The sequence below is a fragment of the Janthinobacterium sp. RA13 genome, from assembly GCF_000745325.1.
In the GTDB taxonomy this organism is placed as follows: Bacteria; Pseudomonadota; Gammaproteobacteria; order Burkholderiales; family Burkholderiaceae_D; genus Janthinobacterium; species Janthinobacterium rivuli.
The window spans coordinates 3,598,424-3,617,699 of the sequence record NZ_JQNP01000001.1; the positions used below are offsets into that span (position 1 = coordinate 3,598,424).

Below are 19,276 nucleotides of genomic sequence, written 5' to 3' on the forward strand. Positions count from 1 at the left end.
TGTTTATTTGCTAAATAGCTATAATTGCCTGATTACTTACCTCAAGGCAATGTACATGAAGCAACAACTGCTCAACTGGAGTAGCACCCTGGCGCCGTTCGGCAGCGACCTGCTGTGGACGGTCCTGCCGTGGATGCTGCTGTATGGCGTGATCGGCTTTGTGCTGGCGCTCGGCATCTGCTACCAGCTGGCCAGAAAATGCCTGCTGGTGCGCCGCCCGCCCGCCTGGCATGTGGCCGCCAAGCTCAGCTATGTGTTGATCCTCGTCGCGCTGCCGCTCCTCGGTGGCGGGTTTGGCGCCGTGCACAGCGTGCACCGCGTCGTCAACCAGGCCCTTGAGCGCGACCTGCAGCCTGTGGTCGAAGCGCAGATGCCGGCGCTGCGCGTCTACCTGGAACAGCAGGTCAGGCTGATCGCCCCGGGCCAGGCTATCAGCATGCGCAGCCTGATCGAACCCTTCGTGCAAGACATGTATTACCGGCCTACATCAGGCAGTTACTGGGAACGCAGCAAGGCGCGCTGGATCAATGAATTCATCCTGCGCCGCGGCAGCGTGCTGCTGACGCAGGTGCTGCAGGAACAGCTGATCGCCAGGGCAACTGTGCTGGGCGAAGCGCTCAAGGGCGCCGGCTTCCGTGGCCAGGCGACGGGCGACCTGGCCAGTCTGGGCACCGACCTGGCAGTGCGCCTGACCACCGATGTGGCGCGCCAGGCCGATTTCAGCAAACTCGACAAATCAGTGCCGATGATTTTCATCGACGCCGTCAAACGCCAGGCCGGCGCCTATTTCAATTCGCTCAAGATCACGCTGGGCCTGCTCGCGCTGGCCGCGCTGCTGCTGGTGTGGGGCGAGATCATGCTGTACCGCCACTATTACCTGCGCCGCCATCCGGCCACGGCCCTGCCCGTGCCACCCATGTAAAAAAGCCGCCCCTCCTTGCGGACGGGGCGGCTTTTCATGTGCTGCTAAGGCTTAGGCTTTACGCTGGGCGACAGCATCCACGACGCACAGCGCCGTCATGTTGACGATGCGGCGCACGGTGGCCGATGGCGTCAGAATGTGCACGGGTTTGGCGCAGCCGAGCAGGATCGGGCCCACGGCGATGCCGTTGCCGGCCGCCGTTTTCACCAGGTTGTAGGCGATGTTGGCCGATTCGATGTTCGGCATGACGAGCAGGTTGGCGTCGTTCTTCAGTGCCGAATTGGGCATCAGTTTTTGACGCAGCTTGCTGTCGAGGGCCGTATCGCCGTGCATTTCGCCGTCGATTTCCAGGTCCGGCGCGCGTTCCTTGACGATGGCCAAGGCGGCGCGCATCTTTTGCGCCGAGGCGCTGTCGCTGGAACCGAAGTTCGAGTGCGACAGCAGGGCCGCGCGCGGCGACAGGCCGAAACGGGTCATCTCTTCGGCGGCCATGATGGTGATCTCGGCCAGCTGCTCGGCGTCCGGGTTTTCATTGACGTGCGTGTCGACCATCACCAGCTGGCGCTCCGGCATGATCAGCACGTTCATGGCGGCGTAGACATTGCTGCCGGCGCGCTTGCCCAGCACCTGGTCGATGTATTTCAGGTGCAGCTGGGTGGTGCCGAAGGTGCCGCAGATCATGCCGTCGGCGTCGCCCTTGTGGATCATCATCGAACCGATCAGGGTGTGGCGGCGGCGCATTTCCAGCTTCGCGTATTCCTCGGTGACGCCCTTGCGGCTCGTCATCGCATAATACGTGTTCCAGTAATCGCGATAGCGCTCGTCGAAGTCCGGGTTGATGACGTCGAAGTCGACGCCTTGCTTGAGACGCAGGCCGAATTTCTGGATGCGTGCTTCGAGCACCGGTGGACGGCCGACCAGGATAGGACGCGCCAGTTTTTCATCGACCACCACTTGCACGGCGCGCAGCACGCGCTCTTCTTCGCCTTCGGCGTAGACGATGCGTTTGAGTTCGGCCGGCGTGGATTTCGCCATCAGGAACAGCGGCTTCATGAAGGTGCCGCTGCGGTAGACGAATTGCTGCAGGCTGTCCGCGTACGCTTGCAAGTCCTTGATCGGACGCGTGGCAACGCCGGAATCCTCGGCCGCCTTGGCCACCGCTGGCGCGATCTTGATCAGCAAGCGCGGATCGAACGGCATCGGGATCAGGTACTCAGGACCGAACGACAGGTTGCTGATGCCATAGGTGGTGGCCACGATGTCCGACTGCTCGGCATGCGCCAGGTCGGCGATCGCGTGCACGACGGCGATTTCCATTTCGCGCGTGATCGTCGTCGCGCCGCAATCGAGGGCGCCGCGGAAGATGTACGGGAAGCACAGCACGTTGTTGACCTGGTTCGGGTAATCCGAACGGCCCGTGGCGATGATGGCGTCGCTGCGCACGGCCTTGACTTCTTCCGGCAGGATTTCCGGATTCGGGTTGGCCAGCGCCAGGATCAATGGGTTTGGCGCCATCTTGCGCACCATGTCTTGTTTCAGCACGCCGCCGGCGGAGACGCCGAGGAAAATGTCGGCGTCCGGGATGATCTCGGCCAGGGTGCGCAGCGGCGTGTCTTGCGCGAAGCGTTCCTTGTCCGGGTCCATCAGTTCCGTGCGGCCCTTGTAGACGACGCCGGCCAGGTCGGTGACGTAGATGTTTTTCAGCGGGAAGCCCAGGTCGACGATCAGGTCGAGGCAGGCCAGCGCCGCGGCGCCCGCGCCCGACACGACCAGCTTGCAGTCTTCGATTTTCTTGCCGACGGCTTTCAGGCCGTTCAGGATGGCCGCGCCGACGATGATGGCGGTGCCGTGCTGGTCGTCATGGAAGACGGGAATCTTCATGCGGTCGCGCAGCTGGCGCTCGATGTAGAAGCACTCGGGCGCCTTGATGTCTTCCAGGTTCACGCCGCCGAAGGTCGGTTCCAGCGAAGCGATGATGTCGACCAGCTTGTCCGGGTCCATCTCGTTGATCTCGATGTCGAAGACGTCGATGCCGGCGAATTTCTTGAACAGCACGCCCTTGCCTTCCATCACCGGCTTGGCGGCCAGCGGGCCGATATTGCCCAGTCCCAACACGGCCGTGCCGTTGGTGATGACGGCCACGAGGTTGCCGCGCGCCGTATATTTATAGGCATTCGCCGGATCGATGACGATTTCTTCGCACGGTGCCGCCACGCCTGGCGAGTAGGCCAGTGCCAGGTCGCGCTGGTTGGTCAGTTGTTTGGTCGGCGTCACGCTGATTTTGCCGGGGCGCGGGCACTCGTGATACTCGAGTGCGGCCAAGCGCAATTGTTGACGCAATTCTTCTTTTTTATCAGATGACGAATCCATGCTGTGCTGCCTTCCTGTTTGGTCGATCGGGTGTTCCGGATTTTATCAGACCGATTCTTTCAATTAGCTAGGTATTTTCCGCTAGCCACAGTCTGATATCACGAAAACGCATAACCTAGCATTGTAAGGCCGTCCGGCGATGCAAACGTCCTGAACAGGAAAAACTATCAAATTTTAGATTTCAATTAGTTTTTGTGATGGATCATCGGAGGCGCGCCATAGCGGCAACGCTTCGACGGCGCGCTCGATATCGTCCATGTCGTCCGCGCCCAGTGTCGTGTCGAATTGGGCGGACAAAATGCTGCGCATCAGCGCCAGGCGCGTCGTCGCTTGCTGCGCGTCGATGAAGCGCGTCGTCTCCGCGCAATACCGCGCGCGACGCTCGGCATCGGCGCCGTCATCGTCGCCATCGGGATAATAATGGCGGCCGATGTGATGCAGCGACTGCAGCAGGAATTCGATCTCGCGCAGGATGCGCAGCGCATCCTCGCCGGACAGCACGATGCGGCGGTTGGCGGGCAGCAGGGATGGTGGCGTGGCGGGATGGTCAGCCATGGCGGATCTTTCTATCAAGGACAAGCCGACAGCCTACGCGATTTTTGCCGCCGGCGACGCCAGCCGCGCACCGGGCGCGAAGCGCACGGCGATCAGCAACAACAGCACCACGCCGCCCGCCATCACCATCCACGCCTGGGCCAGGCTGGACGAGTGCTGGCGGATCAGGCCGGCAATGAACGGCATGCTGCTGGCGATGATGTAGCCGCCGCCCTGCACAAAACCGAGCAGCGCGCCGGCGCCGGCCGGGTCACGCACGTGGTCCATGCTGACGATCAGCGACAAGGGGAACAGGGAGCCGATGCCGCAGCCCAGCAATATCACGGCAGGAATGGCCAGTTGCACGGGCGCCACGATCAGGCAAGCCAGGCCGGCCAGCACGGACAACAATACGGGCAATAACAGGATGCGGCGGTCGGGGAAGCGGTGGATGACGCTGGAAATCACCAGTCCCGCCAGCACTTCCACCAGGGTCAAGGCGCCGAGCAGCAAGCCGCTGTCGGCCGCGCTCCAGCCCAGTTCCGTGTAAAACGGCGGCAGCCAGGCCAGCACCAGGGTGTAGGCGCCCGTGCCAATACCGAAAAATACCATCAGCAGCCAGGCGCGGCCACTGCCCACGGGCAGGCTGGCGCCCGCGCCGCCGGACACGTCCACGCGCGCAGCCGATGCGCGGCGCCACAGCAGCGCAGCGGCCACGGCAGGCAGCGCCCACAGTGCCAGCAGCGCCTGCCAGCCCAGCGATTGCGCCAACGGTGAAGCGGACGCGGCGGCAATGGCCGCGCCGCCCATGATGCCCGTCGTATAAAAGCCCATCAGCTGGCCTGCCCGTTCGGGGAAATGACGCTTGATGAAGGCCGGCAGCAGCGCCTGCACCAGCGCGATGCCCAGGCCGCCCAGGGCCGCCGTGGCGATCAGGCCGCCGCTGCCGTGCAAGGGCCAGCGCAGCGCGCAGGCGGCGGCGATGATGGCGATGCCCAAGCTAATGCCGCGCGCCACGCCGAGCCGGCGCTGCAACTGCGCGCCCGCCAGCGCGCACAAGCCCATGGCAAACACGGGCACCGTGGTCAGCAAGCCCGCGTCGGCATTGCTGAGGCCCGTGCTGGCCTGGATGCTGTCGAGCAAGGGGCCGATGGCGGCCAGGATGGGCCGCAGGTTCAGGCCCAGCAGGATGATGGCGGCCACCAGCAGGGCCGAAGAAGCTGAAGATGAAGATGAAGGGGAAGCGGCAGGGCGTGTGGAAGGCATGGGATAGTCCTTGCCTCGCTGGGAGGCACATGGTTTAATGCGTCATCAAATATGACTCGATGAAAAGTATCTTAACATAAAGATAGAAATCTATCTTGAGGTCAAGATAAATGGATCCCCATGACAGACACCCCGCAAGAACACACGCGCGCGCAATTTGCCGCCGCACAATGGCAGCGCGAGCTGCCGCAGATGGATACGCGCGCCATGCAGCTGGTGGGCCAATTGGGCACGGTGGCGCAGCTGATGGCGCGCGACTGGCTCAACCCGCTGTTCGCCGAACACGGCTTGCAACCGGGCGAATTCGACGTGCTGGCGACCTTGCGCCGCTCGGGCGCGCCCTACAGCTTGACGCCGACGGCCCTGTACGAAGCGGCCATGCTGTCCTCGGGCGGCATGACCAACCGCATCGACCGGCTGGAAGCGGCCGGCCTGATCGAACGCCAGAAGCACCCGACGGACCGGCGCGGCGTGCTGGTGGCCCTGACGCAAAAGGGGTTGGAACTGATAGAAAAACTCGTGCTGCTGCACGTGGAGAACGAGCGCGCCATGCTCTCGGCTTTGAACGCGGAGGAGCAGCGCCAGCTCGACCAGTTGCTGGCCAAGCTGCTGCACGGCATGGCGCAGGCGAAGAAAATTTAGGAAAGCAGGTGCGCCAGTTCGCGCAGCGCCGCATTGCCGCGCCGGGCCAGGCGCTGCAGTTCGGCAGGGTCGCGGCTGTCGTAGATGGCCTGGACATGGCGCGCGCTGGCCGCGCGCAAGTCGATATCGCTGTCGCGGTCGGGAAGCTGGGCATCGGCCACGTGGCCCTCGACCAAGGTCAGATAGTAATGGCGTGGCTTGCCGCGCAAGTTGGCGGCAAACTGCAGCACCAGGCCATTCTCGAACAGCAAGGCGCCGCTGCGCTCCCCCTGTTCCAGCAGCACACGAAACGCCGGCAAAGGCTGCCGCGCCGCGCGCAGGAAACCTGCCAGGTGCACCTGATAGCCAAGATCCAGGCCATTCGCGCCCAGCTGGCCGCGCTGCAGATACGCCTTGAACGACGCCTGCACAGACCGCTTGCCCCTGCGGAACAGGCGCTCGTCTTCATACAGGCACAACTGGCCGCCGTCGCTGATGGCGTCGAAGCCCCACGCCACCAGTTCCTGCGCCTCGAAGGAGGCCAGGCCGACGGCTTGCGGGTCGCGCAGCCAGCCATGGTCGAGCCAGGATTGCAGCAGGTCGTGAATATCGAGAATGGGCATGGCAGGTTGCTCGGCAGTGGAAAAGACCCGTATTGTAGGCCAGCCTATAATAGCCGGGCCACACCCTCATTCAACGAACTGACCACGCCATGGCCCCACACGACGCGCTTTCCGAATTCGACCTGATCAAACAATATTTCGTGCGCCAGCGCCCCGGCCGCGCCACCCTGGGCATCGGCGACGATTGCGCGCTGATGACGCCCGGCGCCGGCAAGCAGATCGCCATCTCATCGGACATGCTGGTCGAGGACCGGCATTTCTTTGCCGGCGCCGACGCCCGCATGCTCGGTCACAAAAGCCTGGCCGTGAATTTGTCCGACCTGGCCGCCATGGGCGCGCGTCCCGTGGCATTCACGTTGGCCCTGGCGCTGCCGCAAGCCGAACGCGCCTGGCTGGCCGGCTTTGCCGACGGCCTGTTTGCGCTGGCCGACGCGTTTAATTGCGAACTCATCGGCGGCGACACCACCAAGGGTCCTTTGAATATCTGCATCACCGTGTTTGGCGAACTGGCGCCGGGCCAGGCCCTGCGCCGCAGCGCGGCCGTAGCGGGCGACGATATCTGGGTCAGCGGCACCCTGGGCGACGCGCGACTGGCGCTGGCTGGCTACCGCATGGAACAGGAGCTGGCGCCAGAGGACCTGGCCACTGCTGGTGCGCGCATGCACACGCCCACGCCGCGCGTGGCGCTCGGCTGCGCGCTGGCCGAAGCGGGCCTCGCGCATGCGGCCATCGACATTTCGGACGGCCTGGTGGGAGATTTGGGCCACATATTAAAAGCGTCGCAAGTAGGCGCCACCCTCGACGTCGACGCCCTGCCCGCCGGCCCCGTGCTGGCGCGGCAAGACATGCAACTGCGCCGCCGCTACACGGCCGCCGGCGGCGACGACTATGAACTGTGCTTCACGGCGCCCGCAGCGTCACGCGACGCCATCGCCGCCCTGGCGGCCAGCTGCGGCACGCCTGTCACCAGGGTCGGGCGCATCGAGGCGCACACAGGCTTGCGGCTGGTGGATGCAAAGGGAGTAGCGCTGGATCTGGCCTTGAGCTCTTTCGACCACTTCAGCGATTGAGCTAACGCACCGCCACGCGCGCCAGCCCCGGCTGGTTCACCATCCAGTAGTGTTGAAAAGCCAGGCGGATGTTGTCGCGCAGCTGGGTGTCGTCCCACGGTTTCGTATAGAAACGGTAGATGGCGCCGCGGTTGATCGAGTCGAGCACGGCTTCGAGGCCCGTGTAGCCGGACAGGATGATGCGGATGGTTTCCGGGTACAGCTCTTTCACTTTACTGAGGAATTCCGTGCCGCTCATGCTCGGCATGCGCTGGTCGCAGACGATCACGTGGACCCTGTGCAGGGCCAGCATTTCAAACCCTTCGGCCGGCGTGCTGGCCGTGAGGATCTGGTAGCCCTCGGGACGGAACAGGCGGTGCAATGACGACAGCACGTTGACGTCGTCATCGACGATGAGCAGCGTTTGCGCCGGTTGCGCGGCCGGGTCGTGGCCGGGCGGCAGGCCGGCGCCGGCGACGATCATCTGTCCCAGCTCCAGCGCCGGCAGGGCGCGGCTGAAATAGAAACCCTGGATTTCGTCGCAGCGGTTGCGCCGCAGGTATTCGAGCTGCGGGCGCGATTCCACGCCCTCGGCCACCACGCTCAGTTTCAGGCTGTGCGCCATGCTGACGATGGCCAGCGCGATGGCCGCGTCATTCGGATTGCTGGTGATGTTGCGCACGAAGGCGATGTCGATTTTCAGCTTGTCGATGGGGAAGCGCTGCAGATACGCCAGGCTCGAATAGCCGGTGCCGAAATCGTCAATGGCTACCTTCACGCCGATTTTCTTCAGTTTGCCCAGTACGACGATGGTGCGCTCGGCATTCGACATCAGCGCCGTTTCCGTCAGTTCCAGTTCCAGCAATTCCGGCGCCACGCCATGCTGCGCCAGCGCGCGCGTCACTTCGCCTTCCAGGTCGCCTTCGGCAAACTGGCGGCTCGACACATTGACGGCCACGTGCACGGGTCCCACTTCGCTGTCGCGCCACTCGGCGATCTGGCGGCAGGCGGCCTGGATCACCCAGGCCCCCACGCGCACGATCAGTCCCGTGTCTTCCAGCACCGGCACGAATTCGGCCGGCGCCACCAGGCCGTAGCCGGGACGACGCCAGCGCAGCAGCGCTTCGACGCCGCTGATGCGCCCCGTGCGCAAATCCACCTTCGGTTGGTAGTACAGGATGAACTGCTCGTGTTCGAGCGCATGGCGCAGCGCCAGTTCCAGGTCCAGGCGCGCCAGCACCTGCACGTTCATGCCGGCCGTGAAAAAGCGGTAGCCGTCGCGGCCCGCCTGCTTGGCGCCGCCCATGGCCGTATTCGCGTATTTGATCAGGGTTTCCGGGTCGGTGGCGTCGTCCGGATACATGGCGATGCCGATGCTGGCCGTCAGGGTGGCCGCATGGCCGCGCAAATCGAATGGCGCCCTCAAGGCTTCGCGCACCTGGTTGGCCACGGCCACGGCTTCCTGCTGGTTGCGGCTCATGGTGAGTATCAACGCGAATTCGTCGTTGCCCAATCGCCCCACCGTGTCGCGCAGGCGCACGCATTCGACCAGGCGGTTGCTGAACTGACGCAGCAATTCGTCGCCCAGCGCCGCGCCCAAGGTGTCGTTGATGCTTTTAAAACGGTCGAGCGCGATGAACAGCACCACGATGCGCCAGCTTTTCTCTTGCGCCAGTTCGACAGCCTGGGCCAGCGTCTGGTAAAACAGGCTGCGGTTCGGCAGCCCCGTCAAGCCATCGTAATGGGCCAGGTGCTTGAGGCGCTCCTGCGCCTGGCGCCGCTCGCTGATGTCGCGCGCCACGGCGATCAGCAGCAGACCGCCCGTGCCCTGCCCTCCCCCCACGGGCGCCTGCGCATACCAGTGCCAGCCCAGCTCCACGGGGATCAGGCTCAGGTCGCGCCGCACCAGTTCGCACTCCGTCACTTCCGTGGCCAGGTGGGCCGGGCCGCCCGGCATCGCGGCCAGCGGCGGGGCCGGCGGCGACGGCAGCAAGGTGCCAGGGGCCAGCGCCAGCAGTTCGGTGCGCGCATAGCCGAGCAGGCGGCACGCGCCATCGTTGACGTCGACCAGGGTCATGCCCAGCACGTCGACGAGGAAGATGGCGTCGGTGGTGGCGTCCATGGCGCCGCGAAAGCGCTGCAGTTCCGCCGTGCGCTGGCCCACCGTGCGTTCGAGCAGGATGTTGTAGTGGCGCGCGGCGCGGTGCAGCAACCGCACTTCGAGCATGTTGCGGATGCGCGTGAGTACCTCGAGCGCATCGAACGGTTTACTGATGAAGTCGCGTGCGCCCGCTTCCAGCGCCGCCAGCTTGGCGTCCGGGTCGGCGGCGATCACCAGCACGGGCAAATAGCCTTCCAGTTCCAGCGGGCGCAAGGTATCCATCACCTCGTAGCCGCTCATGCCAGGCATCACCAGGTCGAGGATGATCAGGTCGAACTGGTGGCGCTGGTGCAGGCCGGCCACGGCGTGCGCGTCGAGGGTGCTGGTGAGGGCCGTGTAGCCGCCGCTGTGCAGCAAATGCTCGAGCAGGCGCAGATTGACTTCCTGGTCGTCGACGATGAGAATTTTCGCCGCATAGATATCGGCCTGGCTGATCATGGTGCGCCGGTTCCCTTCTGCCGGCGCTGCTGCGCCACATAGGCCAGGGTGCTGTTGATCGCCTCGGTAAATTCATCGAGGTTGATCGGCTTGGTCAGGTAGCGGTAAAAGCCCAGCGCCAGGCTGCGCTCGACGTCGCCCGGCATGGCGTTGGCCGTCAGGGCGATGACGGGGATGTGCGCCGTGCGCGGATCGGCGCGCAGCAGTTTCAGCGCGTCCGTGCCGTTCACGTTCGGCAGGTTGATGTCCATCAGGATCAGCTGCGGCAAGTGCGTGCGCGCCATTTCCACGCCCAGGCGGCCATCGGTCGCCGTCAGCAGTTGCAATTGCGGGCAGTAGCGCACGATTTCCTCGACCAGGGTCAGGTTGGCAGGATTGTCTTCCACGTACAGCAAGGTCACGGGGCCGCTGTGCTCGAGCAGCGCGCCGGCCAGGTCCGGCCGCGGCAAGGCCAGCGTGTCGGGTGCGGGCAAGGCGTCGACCACGCGCAGCTCGATCCAGAAGGTGCTGCCCTCGCCGGGCACGCTGGTCACGCCGATGCTGCCATCCATCAGCTCGACCAGGCGCTTGGTGACCACCAGGCCGATGCCGCTGCCTTCTTCCGTGCCGCCTTCCTGCCCCAGCCGGTTGAAAGGCTGGAACAGCAGCGCCACCTGTTCGCCGTCGAGGCCCACGCCCGTGTCGCGCACGCTGATGCGCACCCGCCCGCCCGCCTGCGGCGCGCAATCGATGGCCACCTGCCCCCGCTCGCGGTTGTACTTGAGCGCATTCGACAGCAGGTTCAGCAGGATTTGCTTGAGGCGCGTGCGGTCGGCCAGCACGTTCAGCGGGCAAGCGTCGGGGAAGGCCATGCCGATGCCGCGCTGGCTGGCCAGCGGCGCGATCATGTCGCGGCATTCCTGCAAGATGGCGTCCAGGCCCACGGGTTCGAGCGACAGGCTGACCGTGCCCGATTCCACCTTCGCCAGATCGAGGATTTCATTGATCAGGGTGAGCAAATGGCGTCCCGATTTCAGGATATGCCCGGCGAACTCCTTCTTTTGCTCGAGGGTCGACGGCAGACGGTCGGAACTGAGGATTTGCGCGAAGCCCAGGATGGCGTTGAGCGGCGTGCGCAATTCGTGGCTCATCGACGACAGGAACGCCGACTTGGCATAGTTGGCGCTGCGCGCCTCTTCCATCGCCATGGCCAGTTCGCCATTCGTCATTTCCAGCTGCATCGTGCGCTCGTGCACGCGCACTTCCAGTTCCTGGTTCAGGCGCATGACTTCCTGCTGCGCCTCGGTGCGCTGTTCGCCTTCGCTCGCCAGCTCGCCGTTCGAGCGCTCCAGCGCCTGCGTGCGCAGCTCGATCTCGGCCAGCATCTTGTTGAAGGAATCGACCAGCTGCGCCACTTCGTCGACGCTGAGCTTGCGCGCGCGGCGCGAATAGTCGCCCGTCTCGATCACTTCGCGCGCCACGTCGGCGATATCGAGGATCGGCTGCGTGATGACGAAATCGAGGCGGCGCAGCAGCAGCAAGGCCACCAGCAGCGCCAGCACCGTCACGCTCAGCGCGATGGCCAGGTAATCGGCCGTGCGGCCGGCCAGTTCGTAATCGGCGCGCAGATACACGGTGCCCAGCAGTTCGCCATTGTCGACGATGGGCTTGAACAATTCGACGGATTTGCCCGCGATGCTGACGCCTTCCTTGCCCGCCATCGACGGCAGCTCGCCCACGTGCTGATGCGCGCGGTAGCTGGCGAACAGACTGCCGTCGGCCTTGTACAGGGCGCCGGCCGTGACGCGCGGACGGATGCGCATCAGGTTGAGGTTTTCCAGCGCCAGGCGCTCGTCGTCGAAGGCCAGCGCGGCCGAGCTCATATGCCCCAGCAGCTCGGCCTGGGTACTGATGTCGGCCACCAGATTGCGGTGGTAGGCGCGCAAGTCGTAGACGACGATGGTGCCCAGCGAAATGACGAGCGCCACCAGGGTGGTCAGCAAGACCACCGACATCAGCTTGTGGCGGATGGAACGCAGTCTGATCATCTAGGCGCCTCCCGTCTGCACGCGGTAGGCGGCCAGCAGCATGCGCGCGCTGATGCGGATATGCGCCTGCGCCACGGGTTTCAAGGCCACGTCGAAGCGGACCTTGTCTTCGGCCATCACAAAATTGATCATGCTGCCCATCGCGTAGACCTCATCCGAATCGGATACCGTCAGCAACGCCAGGCCACGGCTGGCGGCCAGCATTTCCTGCAGCGCCGTTTTCTCCAGCGCGCCCAGGTACAGCACGTGCAGCCCGGCCAGCGTTTCGCCGCGGCGCACTTTTTTCACTTGCACGGCGCGGCCGTTGACGCTATGCCCGGCCACGCTCTGTTCGAGCTGCTCGGCCAGCGCATCGGCGCCCGCCACGCCGATCACCAGCGGAGAGTCGGGCCGGGCAAAGCTGCCGTCGGGCCATTCGACAAAGCCGGCAAACTTGTACAGATACCCGGCCTTGACCTGGCGTTCCAGCTCCCCCGGCACCTGTGCCCGCGCATCGGCGCACAGCACGCCCAAAAGCAGCAATAGCCAGCCCCAGCGAAGAGGGAGGCGGCGGCCGCGCGCGGGGCGGCGCAGGGGGCCAGGATGACGCCACCAGGTCCAGTTCAGAATTACCATGACAACCGAGTAAAGATAATGCAATCCGAAGGCGCGGCACCATGCCGCTTGCCTGTTCGAGCGATGCGCACCCGGGTAGCGCAGCGGCGGCCCGCCTGCCGGCCCGAAGTGGTAGCAAATGTATAAAAGAGTGTACGCATTTTCGCTGTGACCGGGGAAAGTTTCTTTTACCGTTGACCATGCTACAGTCTTGCCATCATTTTCACCGCATGCAGGAGCCATCCATGAGCAAGGAACTCGTCCCCCTCTCCACCGCCGTCGGCCTGGCCTTGCAGGCGAAGGGACTGCTGCTGGCCACGGCCGAATCGTGCACGGGCGGCGGCGTGGCCCAGGCCGTCACGGACGTCTCAGGCTCAAGCGCCTGGTTCGAACGGGGCTTCGTCACCTATTCCAACGGGGCCAAGACCAGCATGCTGGGCGTACCTGCCGAACTGATCGCCGCACACGGCGCCGTCAGCGAGGAAGTGGCCGCCGCCATGGCGCAAGGCACCCTGGCCCACAGCGAAGCCCAGGTGGCCGTCTCGACCACGGGCATCGCCGGCCCCACGGGCGGCGTGCCGGGCAAACCCGTCGGCACCGTCTGTTTCGGCTGGGCCATGGACGGACGCGTGCAGACGCAGCGGCGGGTATTCGCGGGCGACCGGCAAGCCGTGCGCGAGCAGGCCGTGGCGCACGCGCTGCGCGAACTGCTGCGCTTTATCCAGTAGCGTCGGCGATGCAGGCGCGGTCGCGGCCCGCCTGCTTGGCCGCGTACAGGGCGCTGTCGGCGCGCATCAGCAATTCGTGGCGGCCAGCGCCGTGGCGCGGATATTCGGCGATGCCGGCCGAAAAGGTACAGCCCGTCAAGCTGTGCGGCGCCTGCTGGATCAGCAGCTGGCGGTAGCGCGCGGCGATATCGTCGATCTTGTGCGCGGCGATGAGGCTGTCGGCTTCGCGCAACAGCAGGCAGAATTCCTCGCCGCCATAACGGCACACCATGTCGCTGCCGCGCAACTGGCCTTCCACCAGGCGCGCGAACTGGATCAGCACTTCATCGCCGAAGTTGTGTCCGTAGGTGTCGTTGACGCGCTTGAAAAAATCGAGGTCGATGATGGCGATGGCCACGGGCGCATCCGCATCGGCCTCGTGCAGGATGGCATTGAGACACGTTTCAAAATGGCGGCGGTTGTACAAGCCCGTCAGGTGGTCGCGCATGGCCTGTTCCTTCAGGCTGTCCTGCAGGGAATTGACGTGCAGGATCTGGTGCGCCAGTTCGCGGTTCAGGTGCTCGAGCTTGGCGTTTTCCGTCTCGCGCGCCGCCTGCAGTTCCAGCGCCTTGTCGCGCTCGGCCTTCAGGCTGTGCATTTCCTTTTCCAGGTTGCGCATCAGGCTGCGCGAGGCGCGCGCCGACTTGCTGCTGGCCTCGTAGGCGGCCTGGTATTGCTGCAAATAGCCATACGCGGCCTGCCATTCTCCCAGCTGGGCATTGATATCGGACAAGCCGCGCAAAATCTGCTGCTGGTGAAACGGATTGCGCGTCCAGCTCAGCAGGCTGTGCGCCTGCGTCAGCGAGGCCAGCGCCTGCGCCGTCTGGCCCGCATGCAAGTCCAGCTTGCCGCGCACCAGCCACGCATGCATCTGCTCTTCCAGGTCCTGGCCCCGGCGCGCATATTCTTCTGCGCGCAACAGCAATTGCAGGGCGCTCTCGGGCTGGCGCAGCAGGATGGCCGCGTGGGCGGCGATGCAGAACAGGAAGGCGCGCACGGCCAGGTCTTCTTCCGGCCACTCGTAAAACGGCTCCACCAGCGCCAGCGCCTCGGCCGGCTTGCCGGTGGCCAATAAGCACATGGCCAGGTTGGCCGAGACGATGGTTTGCTGGTATTTGAGCTTTTGCGTGCCGATGATCTCGAGCGCCTCGACCAGCAGGGGGATCGCGTCCTCATCGTTGCCCAGGTCATGCTGCGACGAGGCCAGGTTCGACAGGCTGTTGACCCGGTGCGCGGGACTGCCGAAGCGTTCGGCGATGTCCAGCGCCAGCAAAAAGTTGCGCGGGCCGTCCTGCGTATCGCCACGGTTCAGGGCATCGACGCCCAGGCGCGCGTACAGCATGAACTTGTGCAAGGAATCGGGGATCTGCGCGGCCTGGCTGCGCGCCTGCAGGAAATGCTGCTCGGCATCGGCAAAATCGCCACGCCGGCTCGCATATGCGCCCTGCAGGGCGGCCACTTCCATGCCCCCTTCCAGGTCGCCGCTGTGCTGAAAATACGCGCCCAGACGCTCGCACGACGGCTCGGCCTCGCCCGCGTAATACGCGAGCCAGCAATGATTGAGTTCCGCATACGCGCCGCCGCGCGCATACTGTTGCCGTTGCGCCGCCGCCAGCGCCATCTGCGCCAGCCGGCGCGCCTGGCGGCGGTTGCCGACCAGGCAAGCCAGGGCTTGCTGATTCAGACGGTCAATGTCGGCTTTATCGAGACTGGAGATCGGCACTGCGTCCTCGTTCACACTCTGGGGTGCATTTTTCACACAAAACTTGCTCTGTATCAATGGTATCCTGATTAACATCATAACCAGATTCGCTGTTCCGCATGGCATATTTGCAAAGGATTGTGGTAAAAATGCCAGTCGCCGCTGTCACGGATCTTTGATTGTCACTGACGCAACAACTTGGAGTAGTCGCAATGCAAAACACGGTACATTTCATCCTGCAGGGCAAGGGCGGCATCGGCAAGACCCTCGTCTCTACCCTGCTGGCCCAGTGGATAGGCGGCAAGGACAATACGCCTTTGCGCTGCTATGACACCGACCAGGAAAACGCGACTTTTTCGCGCTACAAGGCGATGAACGTCAAGCATGTGCCCGTGATGACGGATGCGCGCAACATCGACCCGAAACGCTTCGACGCGCTGATGATCGACATCCTCGACACGGACGGCAACTGCGTGATCGACAATGGCGCCAACACCTTTTCGCCGCTGATGGGCTACCTGCTGGAAAACGACTGTTTCTCGCTGCTGGAAGAATCGGGCCGCAAGGTGTACATCCACACCATCGTCGGCGGCGGCGACACCCTGCACGACACGGCCACGGGCTTTGTCGCGACGGCCCAGTCGACGACAGTGCCGCTGGTGCTGTGGCAAAACGAACACTTTGGCCTGCTGCAATCGGCGTCGGGCAAGCAATTCGTCGAATCGCAGTCGTACAGCGACAACCGCGCGCGCGTGAAAGGCAGCATCACCCTGAGCCAGCGCAATCCCGACACCTTCGGCGCGGACGTCAAGAAGATGAACACGGCGCGCCTGACGATGCAGGAAGTGCTGCAGAACGACAAGTTCAACATCATGGAAAAGCAGCGTATCAAGGTCGTCTACCGCGACATCTTCGAACAGCTCGACAAGGTGCAGTGGTAGATGGACCGGCACAAACTGCGCAGCCACGTGTTCGACAAGACGGGCATCAAGGTCGACGTCGATGACCCGATATTCGCTCTCGTGGCGCTGAACGAAGCCGTGCTGGCGGAAACCGTCGAGCGCCAGCTGGTCCTGCTGGACGCCGCCACGCAGGCGCTGGCGGCGCAGGCGGCGCAGGCGCGCGCGGCGGGCGGCTTGCCGGCGGCCGCGCCCCAGCCTGCGCCGCAAGCGCCCCTGTCCACCGCTTGGTTTTCTCCGCGCGAATGGCGCTTGCTGGGCGCCGCGGCCATCGTCTCCGTCGCCAGCGCGCTGCTGGTGCTGGGCGGCGCGGCCCTGCTGTATACACTGTAGCACCGACCGTAGCACCGGCCGTAGTAACGTACCGCTGCGCCAGCCACGAGCGAGCCGCAGCGTCTTCTCCACCTATCCCTGGAAGCATGCATGAAACCGATCAAACTGCTGGCCCTCCCCGCCCTGTTGCTGTCGCTGTACGGCGCCCCGCTCACCCTCGCCCACGCCGCCGATGCGGCCGTCACGACGGGCGCGGCGGCCGTGCCGCATATCGCCTACGAAAAATACACCTTGCCGAACGGCCTCGACGTCATTCTCGTGGAAGACCATAAATTGCCCGTCACGGCCGTCAATATCTGGTACCACGTGGGTCCCGCGAATGAAGCGCCGGGCCTGACGGGCTTTGCGCATTTGTTCGAGCACATGATGTTTGCCGCCACCAAGCACGTGCCGCGCGGCATGGCCGACCAGTTGCTCGAAGGCGCGGGCGCCACGGATTCGAACGGCAGCACGGATTTCGACCGCACCAATTATTTCGACACGGTACCGTCGAACCAGCTGGAACTGGCCCTGTGGACGCATTCCGACCGCATGGGCTACCTGCTGGACGTGCTCGACCAGACTGCGCTGACGAACCAGCAGGACGTGGTGCGCAACGAACGCCGCCAGAGCGTGGAAAATGCGCCCTACGGCATCGTGCAGGAAGCCCTGTACCACCAGTTGTTTCCCAAGACCCACCCGTATTACGCCAGCGTCATCGGTTCGCACGCGGACATCCAGAACGCGAAACTGGCCGACATCAAGGAATTCTTCAGCAAATACTATGGCCCCAACAACGCCAGCCTGGTGATCGCCGGCGATATCGACAAGGCGAAAACCAAGGAGCTGGTGAATAAATATTTCGGCAGCTTCAAGAGCGGCCCGGCCGTGCCGAGACCCGATGTCGTGACGCCGCCCATCACGCAGGAACGCCGCATCGTGGTGCAGGACCGGGTCGAATTGCCGCGCGTCTTCATGGCCTGGCTGACGCCGTCCGCCTACACCAAGGATGACGCGGAACTGTCGATCGCCGCGCACATCCTGGCCGGCGGCAAGTCCAGCCGTTTATATAAATCCCTGGTGTACGACAAGCAGATCGCGCAAGACGTGGGCGCCAGCCAGGGCTCGAACGCCCTCACCTCCATCTTCACCATCGACGCGACGGCGCGCCCGGGCCGCAAGCCCGAGGAAATTGAGCAAGCCCTGCAGGCGGAGCTGGAGCAACTGCGCGCCAAGGGCCCGACCGAGAAGGAACTGGAGCGGGCGCGCAACAGCATCGAGACCAACATGCTGAGCCAGGTGGAAAAAATGGGCGGGCGCGGCGTGGCCAACTTGCTCAACGAATACAACCAGTACCTGGGCGACCCCGGCTACCTGGCCAAGGATATCGCGCGCTACCGCCAGGTGACGGCGGCCGGCGTGCAGCGCGCCGTCGACCAGTACCTGAAAAACCAGTCGCGCGTGGTCGTCTACGGCGTACCGGGCACGCCGGACCTGGGCGCGGAAGTGCCGACACCGGCGCCGGGCAAGGTCAAGCCTGCGCCAGGCACGGCCATCAATGCGGACGAGCCATGGCGCAATGCCGTGCCGAAGGCTGGTCCCGCACCAAAGATTGTTTTACCGCAAGGAAAATCGTTCACCCTGGCGAACGGCCTGACCGTGATTCACCACTACAACGGGGCCGTGCCGCTCGTGTCCAGCCAGCTGGTGATCAAGAGCGGCTCGGGCGCCAATCCGCTGGCGCAGCCGGGCTTATCGAGCTTTACGGCGCAATTGCTGCAGGAAGGCACGGCCACGCGCACGGCGCCGCAGATCGCCGACGATGTGGCGCAACTGGGCGCCCTGCTGAGCACCGGCTCCGGCACGGATGCCTCGTTCGCCCAGCTGACGTCGCTCAAAGCCACCTTCCCGCAGGCGCTCGACGTGCTGGCCGACGTGGTGCTGCACCCGCAATTCCCGCAGGAAGAAGTCGAGCGCCAGCGCGCCAGCCGCATCGGACAGCTGGCGCAGCAGCGCGAAAACGCGGGCTTTGTCGCGGCCAGAGTGGAAGCGGCGGCCCTGTATGGCCCGCAGCACCCGTATGGCTACATCCAGCTGGGCACGGAAGCGGCGCTGAAAGCGGCCAGCCGCGCCGACCTGCAAGGTTTCTGGCAGCAGCATTATCTGCCCAACAATGCGGCGCTGATCGTCTCGGGCGATATCGGCGAAGCGGAATTGAAGGCGCTGGCTGAAGCGAAGTTCGGCAGCTGGAAGCCAGGCACGGTGGCGCCGGCCGTAGCCGCCGCGCCGCAGACGACGAAGGCCAAGTTGATTTTGGTCGACAAGCCGGGCGCGCCGCAAACGGCCGTGCGCCTGTCCGCCATCGCCGTGCCGCGCGCCACGCCCGACTACGCGCCGCTGCAAGTGATGAACGCGGCGCTGGGCGGCTTGTTTACCAGCCGCCTGAACACCAACTTGCGCGAAGAAAAGGGATACACGTATGGCGTGCGCTCGCAATTCCAGTACCGCAACCAGCCTGGACCATTCTCGATTGCCGCCAGTGTGCGCACCGATGTGACGGGTCCGGCCGTGTCGGAAACCGTCAAGGAACTGCGCGCCATGATCGCCAAGCCATTGAGCAACAAGGAACTGGCGAATGCGCGCAACTCGCAAGTGCTGTCCTTGCCCGGCCAGTTCGACACGAACGCCAGCATCAGCGCCAGCATGGCGAACGCGTATATCTACGGTCTGGGCCTCGACTATTACACGACCTTGCCGCAGCGCTTTGCCAGCGTGACGGACAAGCAGGTGCAGCAGGTGGCGAAAAAATACCTGCAGCCGGAAAAGCTGATCGTCATCGGCGTGGGCGACAAGGCGAAGATCGCCCCGCAATTGAGCAAGCTGAAACTGGCGCCGGTGGAACTGCGCGATGCTGAAGGCAACGTGAAGTAA

15 protein-coding genes are annotated in these 19,276 nt (G+C 64.5%); 7 read left to right on the forward strand and 8 right to left on the reverse strand.

All coding sequences use genetic code 11. The features are described from left to right. Window positions 1–55 precede the first annotated feature (55 nt). Window positions 56–922: a hypothetical protein gene (locus tag FG13_RS15975; RefSeq protein WP_035822431.1), complete on the forward strand. Its 867-nt coding sequence runs from the start codon at window positions 56–58 to the stop codon at window positions 920–922. Between the two features lie 51 nt (window positions 923–973). Here FG13_RS15975 and FG13_RS15980 read toward each other — a convergent pair whose 3' ends face one another. The 3 genes from FG13_RS15980 to FG13_RS15990 form a co-directional block, all read right to left on the reverse strand. Continuing rightward, window positions 974–3,292: an NADP-dependent malic enzyme gene (locus FG13_RS15980; protein ID WP_035822433.1), complete on the reverse strand. Its 2,319-nt coding sequence runs from the start codon at window positions 3,290–3,292 to the stop codon at window positions 974–976. A 174-nt stretch (window positions 3,293–3,466) separates the two neighbouring features. Continuing rightward, complete coding sequence (locus FG13_RS15985) at window positions 3,467–3,847, reverse strand: hypothetical protein (RefSeq protein ID WP_200880288.1); 381 nt, start codon at window positions 3,845–3,847, stop codon at window positions 3,467–3,469. A 33-nt stretch (window positions 3,848–3,880) separates the two neighbouring features. After that, window positions 3,881–5,092: an MFS transporter gene (locus FG13_RS15990; RefSeq protein ID WP_035822435.1), complete on the reverse strand. Its 1,212-nt coding sequence runs from the start codon at window positions 5,090–5,092 to the stop codon at window positions 3,881–3,883. A 120-nt stretch (window positions 5,093–5,212) separates the two neighbouring features. Here FG13_RS15990 and FG13_RS15995 point away from each other — a divergent pair, with 120 nt between their 5' ends. Next, window positions 5,213–5,734 carry a MarR family winged helix-turn-helix transcriptional regulator gene (locus FG13_RS15995; protein WP_035822437.1) on the forward strand — a complete coding sequence of 174 codons (522 nt, stop codon included), beginning with the start codon at window positions 5,213–5,215 and terminating at the stop codon, window positions 5,732–5,734. Here the strand turns inward: FG13_RS15995 and FG13_RS16000 are convergent. Further along, a complete protein-coding gene (locus tag FG13_RS16000; protein ID WP_035822439.1) occupies window positions 5,731–6,336 on the reverse strand; it encodes a hypothetical protein in 606 nt (201 codons plus the stop codon). The two genes, FG13_RS15995 and FG13_RS16000, sit on opposite strands and share 4 nt — an antisense overlap. 89 nt (window positions 6,337–6,425) lie before the next feature. Here FG13_RS16000 and thiL point away from each other — a divergent pair, with 89 nt between their 5' ends. Next, a complete protein-coding gene (gene thiL / locus FG13_RS16005; RefSeq protein ID WP_035822441.1) occupies window positions 6,426–7,406 on the forward strand; it encodes a thiamine-phosphate kinase in 981 nt (326 codons plus the stop codon). Window position 7,407: 1 nt separating this feature from the next. Here thiL and FG13_RS16010 read toward each other — a convergent pair whose 3' ends face one another. Genes FG13_RS16010 through FG13_RS29530 form a run of 3 tightly spaced genes read right to left on the reverse strand, consistent with a single transcriptional unit; the run spans window position 7,408 to window position 12,626 of the window. Further along, complete coding sequence (locus FG13_RS16010; RefSeq protein ID WP_035822444.1) at window positions 7,408–9,984, reverse strand: EAL domain-containing protein; 2,577 nt, start codon at window positions 9,982–9,984, stop codon at window positions 7,408–7,410. Continuing rightward, window positions 9,981–12,011, reverse strand: coding sequence for an ATP-binding protein (locus tag FG13_RS16015; RefSeq protein ID WP_035822446.1), 2,031 nt, complete (start codon window positions 12,009–12,011; stop codon window positions 9,981–9,983). Before FG13_RS16015 ends, FG13_RS16010 begins: the two co-directional genes overlap by 4 nt. Beyond that, window positions 12,012–12,626 carry a YfiR family protein gene (locus FG13_RS29530; RefSeq protein ID WP_161784182.1) on the reverse strand — a complete coding sequence of 205 codons (615 nt, stop codon included), beginning with the start codon at window positions 12,624–12,626 and terminating at the stop codon, window positions 12,012–12,014. A gap of 224 nt (window positions 12,627–12,850) precedes the next feature. Here FG13_RS29530 and FG13_RS16025 point away from each other — a divergent pair, with 224 nt between their 5' ends. Further along, entirely contained in the window at window positions 12,851–13,333 is a 483-nt protein-coding gene (locus FG13_RS16025) for a CinA family protein (protein ID WP_035822450.1), read from the forward strand. On the opposite strand, the gene FG13_RS16030 is transcribed toward FG13_RS16025, so the two are convergent. Then, window positions 13,323–15,095 carry a GGDEF domain-containing protein gene (locus tag FG13_RS16030; protein ID WP_035828289.1) on the reverse strand — a complete coding sequence of 591 codons (1,773 nt, stop codon included), beginning with the start codon at window positions 15,093–15,095 and terminating at the stop codon, window positions 13,323–13,325. The two genes, FG13_RS16025 and FG13_RS16030, sit on opposite strands and share 11 nt — an antisense overlap. 191 nt (window positions 15,096–15,286) lie before the next feature. Between FG13_RS16030 and FG13_RS16035 the strand changes: the two genes are divergently transcribed. The 3 genes from FG13_RS16035 to FG13_RS16045 all read left to right on the forward strand — a co-directional run bounded on the left by FG13_RS16035 (window position 15,287) and on the right by FG13_RS16045 (window position 19,276). Then, window positions 15,287–16,015, forward strand: a complete 729-nt coding sequence (locus FG13_RS16035; protein ID WP_035822452.1) for a hypothetical protein — start codon at window positions 15,287–15,289, stop codon at window positions 16,013–16,015. Next, on the forward strand, window positions 16,016–16,366 hold the full coding sequence (locus tag FG13_RS16040; protein ID WP_051959139.1) for a hypothetical protein: 351 nt from the start codon (window positions 16,016–16,018) through the stop codon (window positions 16,364–16,366). Window positions 16,367–16,456: 90 nt separating this feature from the next. Then, on the forward strand, window positions 16,457–19,276 hold the full coding sequence (locus FG13_RS16045; protein ID WP_035822454.1) for a M16 family metallopeptidase: 2,820 nt from the start codon (window positions 16,457–16,459) through the stop codon (window positions 19,274–19,276).

Coding starts and splice junctions, on each gene's coding strand:
- FG13_RS15975 (WP_035822431.1), top strand. CDS start 56: ATGAAGCAACAACTGCTCAACTGGAGTAGCACCCTGGCGCCGTTCGGC.
- FG13_RS16040 (WP_051959139.1), top strand. CDS start 16,016: ATGGACCGGCACAAACTGCGCAGCCACGTGTTCGACAAGACGGGCATC.
- thiL (WP_035822441.1), top strand. CDS start 6,426: ATGGCCCCACACGACGCGCTTTCCGAATTCGACCTGATCAAACAATAT.
- FG13_RS15995 (WP_035822437.1), top strand. CDS start 5,213: ATGACAGACACCCCGCAAGAACACACGCGCGCGCAATTTGCCGCCGCA.
- FG13_RS16010 (WP_035822444.1), bottom strand. CDS start 9,984: ATGATCAGCCAGGCCGATATCTATGCGGCGAAAATTCTCATCGTCGAC.
- FG13_RS15985 (WP_200880288.1), bottom strand. CDS start 3,847: ATGGCTGACCATCCCGCCACGCCACCATCCCTGCTGCCCGCCAACCGC.
- FG13_RS16015 (WP_035822446.1), bottom strand. CDS start 12,011: ATGATCAGACTGCGTTCCATCCGCCACAAGCTGATGTCGGTGGTCTTG.
- FG13_RS15990 (WP_035822435.1), bottom strand. CDS start 5,092: ATGCCTTCCACACGCCCTGCCGCTTCCCCTTCATCTTCATCTTCAGCT.
- FG13_RS16000 (WP_035822439.1), bottom strand. CDS start 6,336: ATGCCCATTCTCGATATTCACGACCTGCTGCAATCCTGGCTCGACCAT.
- FG13_RS29530 (WP_161784182.1), bottom strand. CDS start 12,626: ATGGTAATTCTGAACTGGACCTGGTGGCGTCATCCTGGCCCCCTGCGC.
- FG13_RS16045 (WP_035822454.1), top strand. CDS start 16,457: ATGAAACCGATCAAACTGCTGGCCCTCCCCGCCCTGTTGCTGTCGCTG.
- FG13_RS15980 (WP_035822433.1), bottom strand. CDS start 3,292: ATGGATTCGTCATCTGATAAAAAAGAAGAATTGCGTCAACAATTGCGC.
- FG13_RS16025 (WP_035822450.1), top strand. CDS start 12,851: ATGAGCAAGGAACTCGTCCCCCTCTCCACCGCCGTCGGCCTGGCCTTG.
- FG13_RS16035 (WP_035822452.1), top strand. CDS start 15,287: ATGCAAAACACGGTACATTTCATCCTGCAGGGCAAGGGCGGCATCGGC.